Source organism: Sphingomonas sp. (assembly GCF_039594485.1).
In the GTDB taxonomy this organism is placed as follows: domain Bacteria; phylum Pseudomonadota; class Alphaproteobacteria; order Sphingomonadales; family Sphingomonadaceae; genus Sphingomonas.
This window is the reverse complement of sequence record NZ_JBCNNI010000003.1, coordinates 135,823-149,919: the sequence shown is the minus strand read 5'-3', so window position 1 is coordinate 149,919 and position 14,097 is coordinate 135,823. Positions and strand designations below refer to the sequence as shown.

Genomic DNA, 14,097 nt, shown 5'->3' with positions numbered 1-14,097 from the left:
CATGACCGAGATCACGCCCCAGATCGTCGCCGACCACGGCCTGTCCGAAGATGAATATCAGCGCGTCCTGAACGCGCTCGGCCGCGAGCCCAATCTCGTGGAGCTCGGCATCTTCTCGGTCATGTGGTCGGAGCATTGCAGCTACAAGTCCAGCCGCATCCACCTGAAGAAGCTGCCCACTGAAGGGCCTCAGGTGATTTGCGGTCCGGGTGAGAATGCCGGCGTCATCGACATCGGCGACGGCCAGGCCGCCATCTTCAAGATGGAGAGCCATAACCACCCATCCTATATAGAGCCCTATCAGGGCGCGGCGACGGGTGTCGGCGGCATCCTGCGCGATGTGTTCACCATGGGCGCGCGGCCGGTCGCGAACCTCAACGCGCTGCGTTTCGGGCGGCCGGATCATCCCAAGATGCGCCACCTGATCTCGGGCGTGGTGCACGGCATCGGCGGTTACGGCAACTGCGTCGGCGTGCCGACCGTCGGCGGCGAGGTGAATTTCCACCCGGCCTATGACGGCAACATCCTCGTCAACGCGATGACGGTCGGCGTCGCTGATCAGGACAAGATCTTCTATTCGGCCGCCTCGGGCGTCGGCAATCCGATCGTCTATGTCGGCTCGAAGACCGGGCGCGACGGCATCCACGGGGCGACCATGGCCTCGGCCGATTTCGGCGAGGACGCGGACGCCAAGCGGCCGACCGTGCAGGTGGGCGATCCCTTCACCGAGAAGCTGCTGATCGAGGCGTGCCTGGAACTCATGGCCTCGGATGCGATCGTCGCGATCCAGGACATGGGCGCGGCCGGCCTGACATCCTCCTCTGTCGAGATGGCGTCCAAGGGCGGCGTCGGCATCGAACTGATCATGGACGATGTGCCCCAGCGCGAAGAGGGCATGACGGCGTATGAAATGATGCTGTCGGAAAGCCAGGAGCGGATGCTCATGGTTCTGAAACCCGGCCGCGAGGATTTCGCCGAAGCCATTTTCCGCAAATGGGAACTCGACTTCGCGGTCATTGGCCATGTGACCGAGACCGGCCGCATGGTCCTGCGCCACAAGGGCGAGGTCGTCTGCGACATCCCGCTCGCCCCGCTGGCCGATGACGCGCCGCTCTACGACCGTCCGCATGTCCCGACCGAGGTGCCTGCCGCGATCGCCTCGCCTGGCTGCAAGGACCCCGCGGCGGACCTGCTCAAGCTGATGGGCTCGCCCGACATCGCCTCGCGCCGGTGGATCTGGGAACAGTATGACCACATGGTCGGCGGCGACACGGTGCAGCGTCCCGGTGGCGACGCCGCCGTGGTCCGCGTCCATGGCACGCAAAAGGGGCTCGCGATGAGCACCGACTGCACTCCGCGCTATTGCTATGCCGACCCGGTGACGGGCGGGATGCAGGCGGTGGTCGAGACGTGGCGCAACATCACCGCGGTCGGTGCCAAGCCGCTCGCCATCACCAACTGCCTCAACTTCGCCAATCCGCAGCGGCCCGAGATCATGGGCCAGATCGTCGGCTGCCTGGACGGCATGAGCCAGGCGTGCCGCGCGCTCGACTATCCGATCGTGTCGGGCAACGTCTCGCTCTACAACGAGTCGAAGGCGACCGGCGGCGGCTCGGCGATCCTGCCGACCCCGGCGATCGGCGGCGTCGGCCTGCTCGCCGACTGGTCCAAGTCGGCGACGATCGCCTTCAAGGGCACCGGCGATGTCATCGTCCTGATCGGCACGCCCAAGGGCGAGATCGGCCAGTCGCTGTGGCTTCGCGAAGTGCATGGCATCGAAGGCCGTGAGGCCGGGCCACCCCCGTCGATCGATCTCGACGCCGAGCGTCGGACCGGCGACCTGGTGCGCGACGCGATCACCGCTGGACATCTGACGGCGGTCCATGACGTGTCGGACGGCGGCTTGGCCGTGACGGTCGCCGAAATGGCGCTGGCGGGCAATATCGGTGCGCTGATCCAGTTCCCGGAGAGCGGCGAGGCATGCCGCCAGCTTTTCGCGGAGGATCAGGGCCTGTATGTCGCCACCGTCGAGGATACCGCGCTGATCGACTTCCTCGCCAACGCGCATCAGGCCGGGGTCGAGGTGGAGCGGATCGGCCGCACTGCGGGCACCCGCCTGATCTTCGAGCGTGAGGACGGCGATTTCGTCGTGGCCCTCGACGATCTGCGCCGCGCGCATGAAGGCTTCTTCCCCACGCTGATGGGTGCAGACGCCGCCCTCGCCTAAGTCGTGGTCGGAGCCTCGGCCTGGTGCCGGGGCTCCGCGCAGAGGTGCAGCACGGCATAGCCGGCGGCGGCGGCCAGCACCGAGGCGACCAGGATCCCCAAGGACGCCGCCTCGCGCATCTCGCTGTCGCCGAACGCCAGACCGGCGATGAACAGTGAAATCGTGAAGCCGATCCCGGCGAGCGCCCCGACCCCGACGACCATCGGCCAGCTTACCTGATCGGGCCGCCGGGCCAGCCCCAAAGCGCTGGCCGCCCAGGTAAAGCCAAGAAATCCCAACGGCTTGCCCACCACCAGGCCCAGGATCACGCCGGTCACCAGCGGGCTTCCGATCATGCCCATCAGATCGGCGGAGACATGGATGCGCACATTCGACAGCGCGAAGAGCGGCAACACCACATAATTGACCCAGGGCGTCAGCACCTCGATCAACCGGCTGCTCGCAACCGTCGTCGCCGCCGCCATCTCGTGCAGATAGCCCAGCCGTTCCTCGGCGCGTTCGCGTAGCGCCTGCCCCTCTTCACCATCCGCCGCGCGCTCGGCGGCGCCATGGGCGCGCTGGAAGTCATCCACCCGCCGCTGCACACGCTGCGCGAATTGTCCCTGGGCCAGCCGGGGCGCGACCGGGACGGTCAGCCCGATCAACACCCCCGCGATCGTCGCGTGGATTCCCGATTCGAGCACGCCACCCCATAGGAGCAGCGCCAGCAGGACATAGGGAACCGACGAAACCCAGCCGACCCGCCGCAATCCGATGATCCCCGCCAGCGCAAACGCCGCCGTGATCAGCCCGCGAGGGTCGATCGCATCGCTATAGGCGAAGGCGATGACGAGCAGCCCCCCGACATCGTCCACCGCCGCAAAGGCCAGCATCAACGCCCGCACCCCCATGGGCAAGCGCGTCGCGAACAGGGCGATCAGCGCGAGACCGAACGCCGTGTCGGTGGTAATGACCGTGCCCCAGCCCGCTGTCGCCGGCGTTCCGGCCGTGACCGCCAGGTACAGCCCGATCGGCACCAGCATCCCGCCAATCGCGCCGACCAGCGGGAACGCCGCGCTACGCCACTGCGACAGGGATCCGCCAACCAGTTCCCGCTTCACATCCGCGCCGATGATGACAAAGAACAGCGGCAATAACCCATGGTCGATCCATTCGGCCAGGCTATGCGAGACTTGGCGAACGCCGAAAGCGATGCGGAGCGGGCTGTCCCAGAAGTCCTCGAACATGTCGCGTGCCGGACTGTTGGTCAGCACCAGCGCCAACAGCGTCGCGAGCAGCAGCGGGCCACCGGTCACTTCGTTTCCCGCGAAAAAAGGCTCCACCTTGCGAAGAAAGGCCGAGGCCGAAGGCGAGTTATGCGCGCGGGCCGTGACGCGGCCGGTCAGACGAGGTGACAATCCCATCGCCTAGCAATGCTTCGCGAGGATGGCCGGTTGCATCGAAGGCGCCAAGGGGTAATCGGGTTCGATCCGTGGAGCATGACTTGAACGAAAGCCCCCTTTTTTCCGCCGGCGCGATCACGACGCGCGGTCGGCTGCTGACCATGGACGTCTTGCGCGGGGTGGCGGTAATGGCGATCCTGCTGGCGAATATGCCGGGGTTCGCCCTGCCCGCCCCGGCCTATTCCAACCCCATGGCGTGGGGCGCACATCGTCCGGTCGACATCGCCGCCTGGATCGCCACCGAGGTTCTGATCGACGGACGGATGCGCGGCCTGTTCTCGCTATTGTTCGGGGCGTCGATGCTTCTGGTCCTGCAACGCGCCGACGCGGCGGGCGGCAATGGCGCCGCACTGCATCTCCGCCGGATGGGGGTGCTGTTCGTCCTGGGCCTGATCCACCTGAGCTTTATCTGGACGGGTGACATATTGGCACATTACGCGCTGGTCGGCGTGGTGGCCCTCGCCTTTGTCGGGCTCACGCCACGCCATTTGGTAATCAGTGCGATCATCGTCACCGGCGTCGCGATGGCGCAGGGCTGGCTGGAATGTTTTGGACTGCTCGCATCGGCGGCGCGCGCCACGCCGCGGGATCAGGCGCTCTGGAACGCCTATCAAGCGGCATTCGGAACGCCCGGTGTCGCGGTCCTGACGCCGGAGATCACCGCCATGCGCGGATCATGGGAAATGGCGACAGCGTTTCGGCTTGCGCATAACGGCAATCCGCTCTGGGATCTCCTCATGATCGGTCCCGAGACGCTGGGAGCGATGCTGCTGGGCATGGCGGCGTTCAAATCGGGCTTTCTGACCGGCGGCTGGCCGCGACGTCTTTATCGCCGCTGGGCCATTGGCGGGCTCGCCCTGTCCTTCGCGGGTTATGCGCTGCTGTCGGCCGGGATCATGGCCAGCGGCTATGACGTTCGCGCGGTCACCCTGAGCGAATTGTTCCTGGCCGCACCGTTCCGCCTGATCGGGACCATCGGCTATGCCGCGCTGATCATCCTGCTCATCCGTCCCGAAGACTGGTGGACCGGACGTATCGCCGCCGCCGGCCGAATGGCCTTCACCAACTATATCGCGACCAGCCTCATCATGACCTTCCTCTTCTATGGCCATGGTTTAGGACAGTTCGCCCGCTGGGATCGCGCGACGCTCTATCTGATGGTGCCGCCGCTATGGGCATTGATGCTGACCTGGTCGAAACCCTGTATCGCGCATTTCGGACAGGGGCCGCTGGAGCGACTCTGGCGGACCGTCGCACGCGCCAGACTGGCATAGCGCACCAACCACGCACCTGGCGCACCGTGCCGGGCAAGCGCCGCTCCGCGAGTCCCCCTCGGATTCTTACTCCTCGCCCGCGTCGGTCAATTCGGCGACGGGGATCAGCTTGGTAAGCGGCCGCACCGCCTGTTCGCCGAGGGGCGGCGACTCGATGCTCTTGCCGCCAGTGTCGATATTAAGTGCCTCGAACCGGCGGGCGCTGGTCAGCACCTGGCTTTCCAGACTGCCGACAAAGGCGTTGTAGGCCGTCATCGCGGTATCGAGATTCTTTCCCAGCTTCGACACATGCCCGCCCATGACCGCGAGGCGCGCGTAAAGCTCCTTGCCCAGCGCGCCGATCTGCCGCGCTTCCTGCGCCAGCTTCTCCTGCCGCCACACCGCCGCCACGGTCCGCGCGATCGCGATCAGGTTGGTCGGCGTCGCCAGCAGCACCCGCTTGTCGAAGGCGAAGTCCCACAGGGTCGGATCATGCTCCAGTGCCGCCGACAGGAAATGCTCGCCCGGCACGAACATGATTACATAGTCGGGCGCATCCTCGAACTGGTTCCAATAGCTCTTGTTGCCCAGCCCGTTGACATGCGCGCGCATCGCGGCGGCGTGGCGCGAAAGCCCGGCCAGTCGCTCCACCTCGTCCACCGCGCCGAACGCATCCTGATAATCGTTGAGCGAGACCTTGGCGTCGATGACCAGCGCCTTGCCGCCCGGAACGCGAACAATCGCATCGGGGCGCAGCCGACCGCCCTCGCCGTCCGCCACGCTGACCTCGGTCTGGAAATCGGCATGTTCGGACAGGCCGCAGCTTTCCAGCACGTTGCGCAACTGCTGCTCGCCCCAGCGCCCCCGCGCCTTGGGCGCATTGCGAAGCGCGTTGACCAGCTTGGCCGCCTCGCCCGAGACGCGCTCCTGGCCGATCCGCATCGCCTCGATCTGGCCCTTCAACTCGCCGAACGCGTCGCGGCGTTCGTCCTCGACCTTGCGCACGCCCTCTTCATAGCGTTGCAGCCGCTGGTGAACCGGATCCAGCAGCGCTTTGAGCGTCTGGCCCGAAGCCTCTTCCGACTGGCGGAAACGAGCCTCGGCGCGCTCCAGGAACTGGCGCTGCGCCGTCTCCAGGGCGCGCGCCGCCGCCTCGCCGAACTGGGTATTGATCTGTTCGCGCGCCTTGCCCAGCGCCTCCAGTGCCTGCGCGTGCGCCGCCTCGCGTTCCTGTGCCCGGGCGCGCAGTTCAGCAAGATCGCGCAGCGCCGCATTGCGCTCGGCCTCCACGGCATCACGTGCCGCGCGGATCATGTCGAGATCGGCCGCCCGCCCACGCAGTTCGGCCAGCGCCTGCAGGGCGTCCTGCTTTTCACGCTCGGCGGTTTCGCGTGCCGTGCGCAGCGGGTCGACCTCCGCCGCGCGCGCCCTGGCGGTCGCCAGTTCGGCCGAAAGCCCGTCGGCCTTGCGTCGCGCGGCGAGCCAGCCGACCAGCCCCCCGAGCAGCAGGGCCAGCAACGCAACGGCGATCAATTCGGGCATCATCACAACCTGTCATATCGAGGGACAGGTCGGAACATAGATCGAACGAGCCTGTCCGAACAGGCCCATTCGACAGGCATTTGGAGAGGCCTCAGCCGCCCTTGCGGATCTTGCTCAGCTTACGCATCAGCATGTCGCGCTTCAGCCGGCTGACATGATCGATGAACAGGACGCCGTTCAGATGGTCGATCTCATGCTGCATGCAGGTCGCGAGCAGGCCGTCCAGCTCGGCCTCATGCGCCTCGCCCTTCTCGTCCAGCCACTTGACCCGACAGCGCGCAGGCCGCTTCACCTCGGCATATTGCTCGGGGATCGACAGGCAGCCTTCATTATAGGTCGACAGTTCGTCGCTGACCGACAGGATCTCGGGATTGATATAGGCGTGCGGATTCCTGATCGGCTTGCCTTCCTCATCCTCCTCCTCCTGAAGATCGATGACGAGGATGCGCTTGTCGACGCCGACCTGGATCGCCGCCAGGCCGATGCCATGGGCGTCGTACATCGTCTCGATCATCTCGGCGACGAGCTGGCGGATCGAATCATCCACCGTCTCCACAGGCTTGGAGACGAGACGCAGGCGGGGGTCGGGGACTTCGACGATAGGAAGAATGGCCATGACGGTTCCGCTACGGTGCCGCCACCGGACCGTCAAGCCGGGGCGTCAGGCCACGGGACGGCGCGCGCGCAACGCCTGGGCCAGCGTGCCTTCGTCCAGATAATCCAGTTCGCCACCGACGGGCAGGCCATGCGCCAATTGCGTGACCCGCACCGGAAACCGCTCGATCCGTTCGGCGATATAGTGCGCGGTCGTCTGCCCCTCCAGCGTCGCGTTCATCGCCAGCACGACCTCGTCGATCCCGCCTCCCTCGATCCGGCGGACCAGCGCGTCGATCGCCAGGTCCTCGGGCCGCACGCCCTCCAGCGCCGACAGGCGCCCGCCCAGCACATGGAAGCGCCCGGGAAAGAGCCGTGAGCGCTCCAGCGCCCAGAGGTCGGCCACTTCCTCGACCACGCACAACGCGCCCGCGTCCCGGCGCGGATCGGAACAGATCGCGCAAGGATTGGCGGTGTCGATATTGCCGCAGGTCGAACAGGTTTCCAGCCGCGCCTCGACCGCCGCCAGCGCGGACAGAAGCGGGGTCAGCGCCGCCTCGCGCTTCTTGAGCAGGTGAAGGACCGCGCGCCGCGCCGAGCGTGGACCAAGGCCGGGAATGCGCGCCAGCGCCTGGGTCAGCGCCTCGATCTCGGGGGAAGCCATATCTGGACAGATAGGGGCTTGCGCGCATTCCCGCCAGCGCAGAGAGGCTTGCGGCATGCGGATCATCTTCATGGGCACGCCGGGCTTTGCCGTTCCCGTCCTCCGGGCGCTGGTCGAGGCCGGACACGATATCGTCGCCAGCTATAGCCAGCCGCCGCGCCCCGGCGGACGGCGCGGTCGGCAACTGGTCGCTTCGCCGGTGCATCAGGCGGCGGAGGCGCTGGACATCCCGGTCCTGACGCCGACGACCTTGCGTTCGGCCGAGGAACAGGCGCGATTCGCGGGCTTCGAGGCGGATGTCGCCGTGGTGGCGGCCTATGGCCTGATCCTGCCGCCGCCGGTGCTGGCGGCACCGAAACTGGGCTGCTTGAACGTGCATGGCTCGCTCCTGCCCCGCTGGCGGGGTGCGGCCCCGATCCAGCGCGCGATCCTGGCGGGCGATGCGGTGACCGGGGTCGGCATCATGCAGATGGAGGCCGGGCTCGACACCGGACCCGTCCGGCTGGAGGATTCGACGGAGATCGCGCGCAAGACGACCGGCGAACTGACCGACGAACTGGCCGAGATGGGGGCCCGATTGATGGTCCGGGTTCTCGCCGATCCCGACCGCTATCCCCCGCGCCCGCAACCGGCCGAGGGCGTCACCTATGCCGCCAAGATCGACAAGGCCGAGACGCGGCTGGACTTCACCCGGACGGCCGTGGCGGTGGAGCGCCAGGTCCGTGCCTTCAATCCCGCGCCCGGCGCCTGGTTCGAGTGCCTGGGTGAGCGGATCAAGGTGCTGAGCGCCGAATGCATCGATGGCCATGGCGAGCCAGGCGAGGTGCTGGACGATCGGCTGGGCATCGCCTGCGGCGAAGGGGCCCTGCGCCCCGTCACCGTCCAGCGCGCCGGGCGCGGAGTTTCGAGCGCCGACGATCTGCTCCGGGGTTTCGCGATACCCGCGGGAACGCGGCTTTGACGCGTTTCGCATTCACGGTCGAATATGACGGCCGCCCCTTCATGGGCTGGCAACGCCAGGCGCATGGACCCAGCGTGCAGCAGGCGCTGGAGGATGCGATCCATGCCGTCACCGGCGAGCGGACCGCCGTCCATGCGGCCGGGCGCACCGATGCCGGCGTCCATGGGCTGGCGATGCGCGCGCATGTCGATATCGAGAAGGACATCGGTGCCTTCCGCCTGATGGAGGCGATCAATGCGCGGGTGAGGCCAGCGCCCGTCGCGGTCCTGCAATGCGTCGAAGTCGCGCCCGACTGGCATGCGCGCTTCTCGTGCATCCGGCGTTCCTACGAATACCGGATCATCAACCGACGCGCGCCCCTGACCCACGAGGTCGGGCTGGCCTGGCAGGTGCCGCAAATGCTGGACGCGAATGCCATGGCCGATGGTGCGGCGATGCTGGTCGGGCGGCACGACTTCACCACCTTCCGGTCGGCGCATTGCCAGGCGGACAGCCCGGTACGCACGCTCGACCTTTTGTCGGTGGAGCGGAACGGCGACCGGATTTTCATTCGTGCCGCCGCCCGCTCCTTCCTTCACCATCAGGTGCGCTCGATGGTCGGGTGCCTGGCGCTGGTCGGTATGGGCCGTTGGACGTCCGACGACGTGGCGGAGGCACTGGCGGCGCGGGACCGGAGCAAGCTGGGGCTCAACGCACCGTCGGACGGGCTGTTCTTCGTGCGCGCCGATTATCCAGACGAGGGCTGACGCACGAACCGCGCCGCCAGTTCGACATGGGTCGACCAGCGGAACTGACCCACCGGCTGCACCCATTCGAGCTGCCAGCCACGATCGACCATCTCACGGGCATCACGCGCAAAGCTCGACGGGTTGCAGGAGACATAGGCGACCGCCGCGACATCGGCGACGGCCAGCGCCTCTGCCTGGTCGCGCGCACCCGCTCGCGGCGGATCGAGCACGATCGCGTCGAACCGATCCAGTTCGACCTTGGTCAGCGGCCGGCGATAGAGGTCGCGATGCTCGGCAAACACCGGGCGGCCATGCGCATTGGCCGCGGCCTTGAGGGAAAGGATGGCGTCCCGCGCGCCCTCGGCCGCATAGACCTTGCCCGGCAGCGCCAGCGCGAACGTACCCAGCCCGGCGAACAGGTCGGCCGTGAAACGCGGCGTGCCGACCGCCTCGCGCACCGCCGCGACCAGCATCTCTTCACCGTCACGCGTCGCTTGGAGAAAGGCGCCTGGCGGAAGCGGCACGGCGACCCCGCCGAGCGTCATCGTGACCGGCTCCGGCTCCCAGCGGGTTTCCGGCCCCAGCCCGTCATCGACCGCGAACCGCGCGACGCCGTGTCGCTGGCAAAAGCCGATGATCGTCTCCGCCGCCTCCAGCCCGTCGGGCGAGAAGCCGGTGACCAGCACATCGGCCCCCTGATCGGCCAGCGCCAGGTGCACGTCGCCGCGCCGCTTGAAGCCCAGCCGCTGGAGCAGGCCACGGAGAGGCGCGACCAGCGCGAACAGTTCGGGGTCCAGGATATGGCACTCCGCCATGTCGACGATGGCGTGGCTCTTTTCCTCCGAAAAGCCGATCTGGACGCGCCCGCCCTTGGCCTCGGCATGGAGCGTCGCGCGCCTGCGACTGTGGGGTGGCGAGAGATGCGCAGGACGAAGCGGTACGGCCAGCCCCTGCGCATCCAGCGCCGAGGCGATCCGATCGCTGACGAACCCCGCATAGCTCTCATCGTCCAGATGCTGGAGCTGGCATCCGCCGCAGCGGGGGAAATGGCCGCAGGGCGGCGTCTGGTGATGCGGGCCGGGCAAGACGCTGCCGTCCGTCGACAACGTGTCGCCAGGGGCGGCAAAGGCGGCGTGACGGCCATTTTCGGTCACGCCGTCGCCACGCGCGGCGACGCGGATGATGATATCGCTCATGCCCTCAGCCTCTGACGGCGGAAAGCGCATCTGCCAAGTCATCGGCGATGAAAGCCGGCCCGCAACGCCGCGCGGCCTCGGCATGAAGCCACACGCCCGCCTCAGCCGCCGCCAGCGGTTCCAGTCCGGCGGCCAGCATCGCGCCGATCGCCCCCGCCAGCACATCGCCCGTCCCCGCCGTGGACAGCCAGGGGCTGGCGGGCGGGCAGAAGATGGTCCGCCCATCGGGTGCCGCAATGACCGTATCCGCACCCTTGAAGACGACGATCGCCCCGGTCGCCTCGGCCGCGCGGCGGGCCCGATCGGGCTTGGCGTCGCTCGATGCGCCGAACAGATGCGCGAACTCGCCGCCATGGGGGGTCAGGATCCGTGTACCGCCGGTCCGGTTCAGGTCGGCGACATCGGAGATGCTCAGGGCATCGCCATCGATTACCAGCGGACGGCCGCTGTCCAGCGCCGCGTCGAGCCGTGCCCGCGCCTTGTCGTCTCGGCCCAGGCCCGGGCCGATGACCAGCGCACCGATCCGTTCGTCGTCCATCGCACTGGGATCAAAGGCCCGGCGGACCACGGCATGAGGGGCACCGCCCTTCTCCGCCGCATCGCTCAGGTGCAGGACATATCCGGCCCCCGCGCGGAGTGCGGCGGTCGCGGCCAGTTCGGACGCCCCCGCCATGCTGCCCCCGACGATCGCGACCATGCCCCGGCTATATTTGTGCGACCCGGCATCGGGCATGGGTAGCGTCGGGCGATGCTGTGCGCGCCAGTCACTGTTGATCGACAGGCCGATCTCGATCAGGCGAACCTCGCCCATATGTCCTCGCGCGGGCTGAAGCAGATGAGAGGGCTTCAGCGCACCGAGCGCCAGCGTGACGTCACAGCCGGCATGGTCGGCCAGCGGGATGCCCCGATCGCTCTCAATCCCGCTCGGCAGGTCGATGGCGATCCGCAGCCAGGCCGCATCCGCCAGGCGTCGAAGCGCCGACAGGACCCCATCGTCCGGCGCGCGCGACAGCCCGGTTCCAAATGCCGCATCGACCAGAACCGGCGCGGGCTCCACGCTGTCGAGCGACTCGACCGACCCCTGCCAGAGCGAGCGCGCCCATCTTGCCGTGTCACTACGGGGCAAACCAAAGGCCGCCACCCGCACCGCGCACCCCTGCCGCGCGAGGGCCGACGCCGCGACGAAGCCGTCGCCGCCATTATGGCCAGGCCCGCAGAGGATCAGCACCGCCCGTCCACCCGCCAGCCGCGCGACCGCCTTCGCGACCCCCTCGCCCGCACGGCGCATCAATTCGGTTTCCGGCGTGCCGGCCGCCATCGCCGCCGCTTCCGCCGCCCTCATCCGCGCGGCGGTCAGGACAGGGCGCCCCTCGATCGGGATCATTTCGCACCGATCGTGGCGGGCAGGCGATATCGATCATCGCCGACAACGATGCCGATCTCCCGATCCCCCTCGACCGATATCCGTGCGGGCAGAGCGCCATCGGCGGCGGCCACGCCACGCCCATCATGCGTTACCTGCAATCGGCGAAAACCGCCATCGGGATGACGCAGCGTCAGGATCACCGCATCGCCGCCGTCCGCCTGCTCGACGGTGCAATCACGCGCGAAGGACTGCGCCCCCGCCAGCGCGCAGTCGATCGCCAGACCCGGATTTTGTTTCGGCTGGACAGCCTGCCCGTCTCCCGACGCCTGCTGCTGCTCGGTGCCGCCGGAGCAGCCCGCCAGCAGCAGCGTCGCCGTCAGGAGAAGCGGATCAGATGTCCGCATAGACATGGCGCTCGGACTTGGCGCCGGGGTGGGTGACGGCGCCTTGATGCGCGGGACCGACATTCTGGGCATAGCGCCACAACACGCCCGACTGATAATCGTTCATGCGCGGCACCCAGCGGGCGCGCCGCTCGGCCAGGACATCCTCCGCCACGTCGAGGTCGATCGTTCCAGCCTCGGCATCGATACGGATGGTGTCGCCATCCTCGACCAGTGCGATCGGACCGCCATCGGCCGCTTCCGGCCCGACATGCCCGATGCAGAAGCCCCGCGTGCCGCCCGAGAAGCGGCCATCGGTGATCAGCGCGACCTTCTCGCCCAGCCCCTGTCCATAGAGCGCGGCGGTGGTGGACAGCATCTCGCGCATGCCCGGACCGCCCTTCGGCCCTTCATAGCGGATGACGAGGACGGTGCCCTCGGTGATGCCGCGGGCCTCCACGGTGGCGAAGGCTTCCTCTTCGCAGTCGAAGACGCGCGCTGTCCCCTCGAACTGGAGGCGCTTCATCCCCGCGACCTTCACGATCGCGCCCTCGGGCGCCAGCGAACCGCGCAGGCCGACGACGCCCCCGGTCGGGCTGAGCGGCGTCTTCACATCGTAGATGACCTTCTGGTCGGGGTTCCACGTCACCTCGTCGATATTCTCGGCCAGCGTCTTGCCGGTGACGGTGATGCAATCGCCGTGCAGATAGCCGCCTGCGAGCAAGGTCTTCATGAGCATATAGACGCCGCCCGCCTCATACATGTCCTTGGCGACATAGCGGCCACCGGGCTTGAGGTCGGCGATATAGGGCGTCGTCTTGAAGATCTCGGCGACGTCGAACAGATCGAAATCGATCCCGACCTCGTTCGCCATCGCGGGAAGGTGAAGGCCCGCATTGGTCGATCCGCCGGTCGCGGCGACGACGCGCGCGGCATTCTCGAACGCCTCCCGGGTGCAGATGTCACGCGGGCGCAGGTTGCGGGCAATAAGCTCCATCACCTGCTCCCCCGCCGCCTCGGCAATGCCATGACGATCCAGGAACGGGGCGGGCATCATGTTGCTGTTGGGCAGCGACAGGCCGATCGCCTCGCCCACGCACGCCATGGTATTGGCGGTGAACTGGCCACCACAGGCACCGTGGCCCGGACAAGCGACCTTTTCCAGCGCGATCAGGTCGTGGAGCGGACAATTGCCCGCCGCATGCTGGCCCACCGCCTCGAACACGTCGACCACGGTCACGTCGCGGTCCTGATGGCGGCCCGGCATGATCGAGCCGCCATAGACGAAGATCGACGGCACGTTCAGGCGCAGCATCGCCATCATCATGCCGGGCAGGGACTTGTCGCACCCGGCAAAGCCGACCAGCGCGTCATAGCAATGGCCGCGGACCGACAGTTCGACCGAATCGGCGATGACCTCGCGGCTGACCAGCGACGCCTTCATCCCCTGATGACCCATGGCGATGCCGTCGGTGACGGTGATGGTGTTGAACCGGCGCGGCATGCCGCCGCCACGGATCACCCCGCCCTGCGCGGCATCGGCCTGCGCATCGAGCGTGGTGTTGCAGGGTGCCGAGTTGTTGCCCGCGCTCGCCAGCGCGACGAAGGGCTTGGCGATATCCTCTTCCTGGATACCCATGGCGTAATAATAGCTGCGGTGCGGCGCACGCTCCGGGCCGACGGAAACGTGGCGGGACGGCAGGCGGGACTTGTCGAATTGGCGTGTCATGGCGCAGCCCTA

12 protein-coding genes are annotated in these 14,097 nt (G+C 67.7%); 4 read left to right on the top strand and 8 right to left on the bottom strand.

The genetic code is table 11. The features are described from left to right. Position 1: 1 nt before the first annotated feature. Positions 2 to 2,227 (top strand): phosphoribosylformylglycinamidine synthase subunit PurL, encoded by a 2,226-nt coding sequence (gene purL / locus ABDV78_RS02280; RefSeq protein WP_343525564.1) that lies wholly within the window; start codon positions 2 to 4, stop codon positions 2,225 to 2,227. Here purL and nhaA read toward each other — a convergent pair. Continuing rightward, positions 2,224 to 3,630: a Na+/H+ antiporter NhaA gene (nhaA, locus tag ABDV78_RS02275; protein WP_343525563.1), complete on the bottom strand. Its 1,407-nt coding sequence runs from the start codon at positions 3,628 to 3,630 to the stop codon at positions 2,224 to 2,226. The genes purL and nhaA overlap by 4 nt on opposite strands. Positions 3,631 to 3,710: 80 nt before the next feature. On the opposite strand from nhaA, the gene ABDV78_RS02270 reads away from it, so the two are divergent. Beyond that, on the top strand, positions 3,711 to 4,943 hold the full coding sequence (locus tag ABDV78_RS02270) for a DUF418 domain-containing protein (RefSeq protein ID WP_343525562.1): 1,233 nt from the start codon (positions 3,711 to 3,713) through the stop codon (positions 4,941 to 4,943). 66 nt (positions 4,944 to 5,009) lie between these two features. Here the strand turns inward: ABDV78_RS02270 and rmuC are convergent, their stop codons facing one another. The 3 genes from rmuC to recR all read right to left on the bottom strand — a co-directional run bounded on the left by rmuC (position 5,010) and on the right by recR (position 7,722). Continuing rightward, on the bottom strand, positions 5,010 to 6,464 hold the full coding sequence (gene rmuC / locus ABDV78_RS02265) for a DNA recombination protein RmuC (protein WP_343525579.1): 1,455 nt from the start codon (positions 6,462 to 6,464) through the stop codon (positions 5,010 to 5,012). Positions 6,465 to 6,555: 91 nt separating this feature from the next. Next, the gene (gene def, locus ABDV78_RS02260) at positions 6,556 to 7,080 is read right to left on the bottom strand and encodes a peptide deformylase (RefSeq protein ID WP_343525561.1); all 525 of its coding nucleotides are present in this window, start codon (positions 7,078 to 7,080) and stop codon (positions 6,556 to 6,558) included. Positions 7,081 to 7,125: 45 nt separating this feature from the next. Beyond that, positions 7,126 to 7,722: a recombination mediator RecR gene (recR, locus tag ABDV78_RS02255; protein WP_343525560.1), complete on the bottom strand. Its 597-nt coding sequence runs from the start codon at positions 7,720 to 7,722 to the stop codon at positions 7,126 to 7,128. Positions 7,723 to 7,777: 55 nt separating this feature from the next. Between recR and fmt the strand changes: the two genes are divergently transcribed. Together fmt and truA are read left to right on the top strand one after the other, a co-directional pair. Then, on the top strand, positions 7,778 to 8,683 hold the full coding sequence (gene fmt, locus ABDV78_RS02250) for a methionyl-tRNA formyltransferase (protein WP_343525558.1): 906 nt from the start codon (positions 7,778 to 7,780) through the stop codon (positions 8,681 to 8,683). Continuing rightward, a complete protein-coding gene (truA, locus tag ABDV78_RS02245) occupies positions 8,680 to 9,429 on the top strand; it encodes a tRNA pseudouridine(38-40) synthase TruA (protein WP_343525557.1) in 750 nt (249 codons plus the stop codon). The genes fmt and truA overlap by 4 nt, the downstream gene beginning before the upstream one ends. Here the strand turns inward: truA and ABDV78_RS02240 are convergent. The 4 genes from ABDV78_RS02240 to ilvD are packed head-to-tail and all read right to left on the bottom strand — an operon-like array spanning position 9,411 to position 14,085. After that, positions 9,411 to 10,607 (bottom strand): class I SAM-dependent RNA methyltransferase, encoded by a 1,197-nt coding sequence (locus ABDV78_RS02240; RefSeq protein ID WP_343525556.1) that lies wholly within the window; start codon positions 10,605 to 10,607, stop codon positions 9,411 to 9,413. The two genes, truA and ABDV78_RS02240, sit on opposite strands and share 19 nt — an antisense overlap. A gap of 4 nt (positions 10,608 to 10,611) precedes the next feature. Then, positions 10,612 to 11,991, bottom strand: coding sequence for an NAD(P)H-hydrate dehydratase (locus tag ABDV78_RS02235; protein ID WP_343525555.1), 1,380 nt, complete (start codon positions 11,989 to 11,991; stop codon positions 10,612 to 10,614). Beyond that, the gene (locus tag ABDV78_RS02230; RefSeq protein ID WP_343525554.1) at positions 11,988 to 12,377 is read right to left on the bottom strand and encodes a hypothetical protein; all 390 of its coding nucleotides are present in this window, start codon (positions 12,375 to 12,377) and stop codon (positions 11,988 to 11,990) included. Before ABDV78_RS02230 ends, ABDV78_RS02235 begins: the two co-directional genes overlap by 4 nt. Beyond that, positions 12,364 to 14,085, bottom strand: coding sequence for a dihydroxy-acid dehydratase (ilvD, locus tag ABDV78_RS02225; protein ID WP_343525553.1), 1,722 nt, complete (start codon positions 14,083 to 14,085; stop codon positions 12,364 to 12,366). Before ilvD ends, ABDV78_RS02230 begins: the two co-directional genes overlap by 14 nt. Between the last annotated feature and the right edge of the window lie 12 nt (positions 14,086 to 14,097).

Bases quoted from the DNA above. Each gene is read 5' to 3' on its own strand.
- purL (WP_343525564.1), top strand. From the start codon at position 2: ATGACCGAGATCACGCCCCAGATCGTCGCCGACCACGGCCTGTCCGAA.
- nhaA (WP_343525563.1), bottom strand. From the start codon at position 3,630: ATGGGATTGTCACCTCGTCTGACCGGCCGCGTCACGGCCCGCGCGCAT.
- rmuC (WP_343525579.1), bottom strand. From the start codon at position 6,464: ATGCCCGAATTGATCGCCGTTGCGTTGCTGGCCCTGCTGCTCGGGGGG.
- def (WP_343525561.1), bottom strand. From the start codon at position 7,080: ATGGCCATTCTTCCTATCGTCGAAGTCCCCGACCCCCGCCTGCGTCTC.
- recR (WP_343525560.1), bottom strand. From the start codon at position 7,722: ATGGCTTCCCCCGAGATCGAGGCGCTGACCCAGGCGCTGGCGCGCATT.
- fmt (WP_343525558.1), top strand. From the start codon at position 7,778: ATGCGGATCATCTTCATGGGCACGCCGGGCTTTGCCGTTCCCGTCCTC.
- ABDV78_RS02240 (WP_343525556.1), bottom strand. From the start codon at position 10,607: ATGAGCGATATCATCATCCGCGTCGCCGCGCGTGGCGACGGCGTGACC.
- ABDV78_RS02235 (WP_343525555.1), bottom strand. From the start codon at position 11,991: ATGATCCCGATCGAGGGGCGCCCTGTCCTGACCGCCGCGCGGATGAGG.
- ABDV78_RS02230 (WP_343525554.1), bottom strand. From the start codon at position 12,377: ATGCGGACATCTGATCCGCTTCTCCTGACGGCGACGCTGCTGCTGGCG.
- ilvD (WP_343525553.1), bottom strand. From the start codon at position 14,085: ATGACACGCCAATTCGACAAGTCCCGCCTGCCGTCCCGCCACGTTTCC.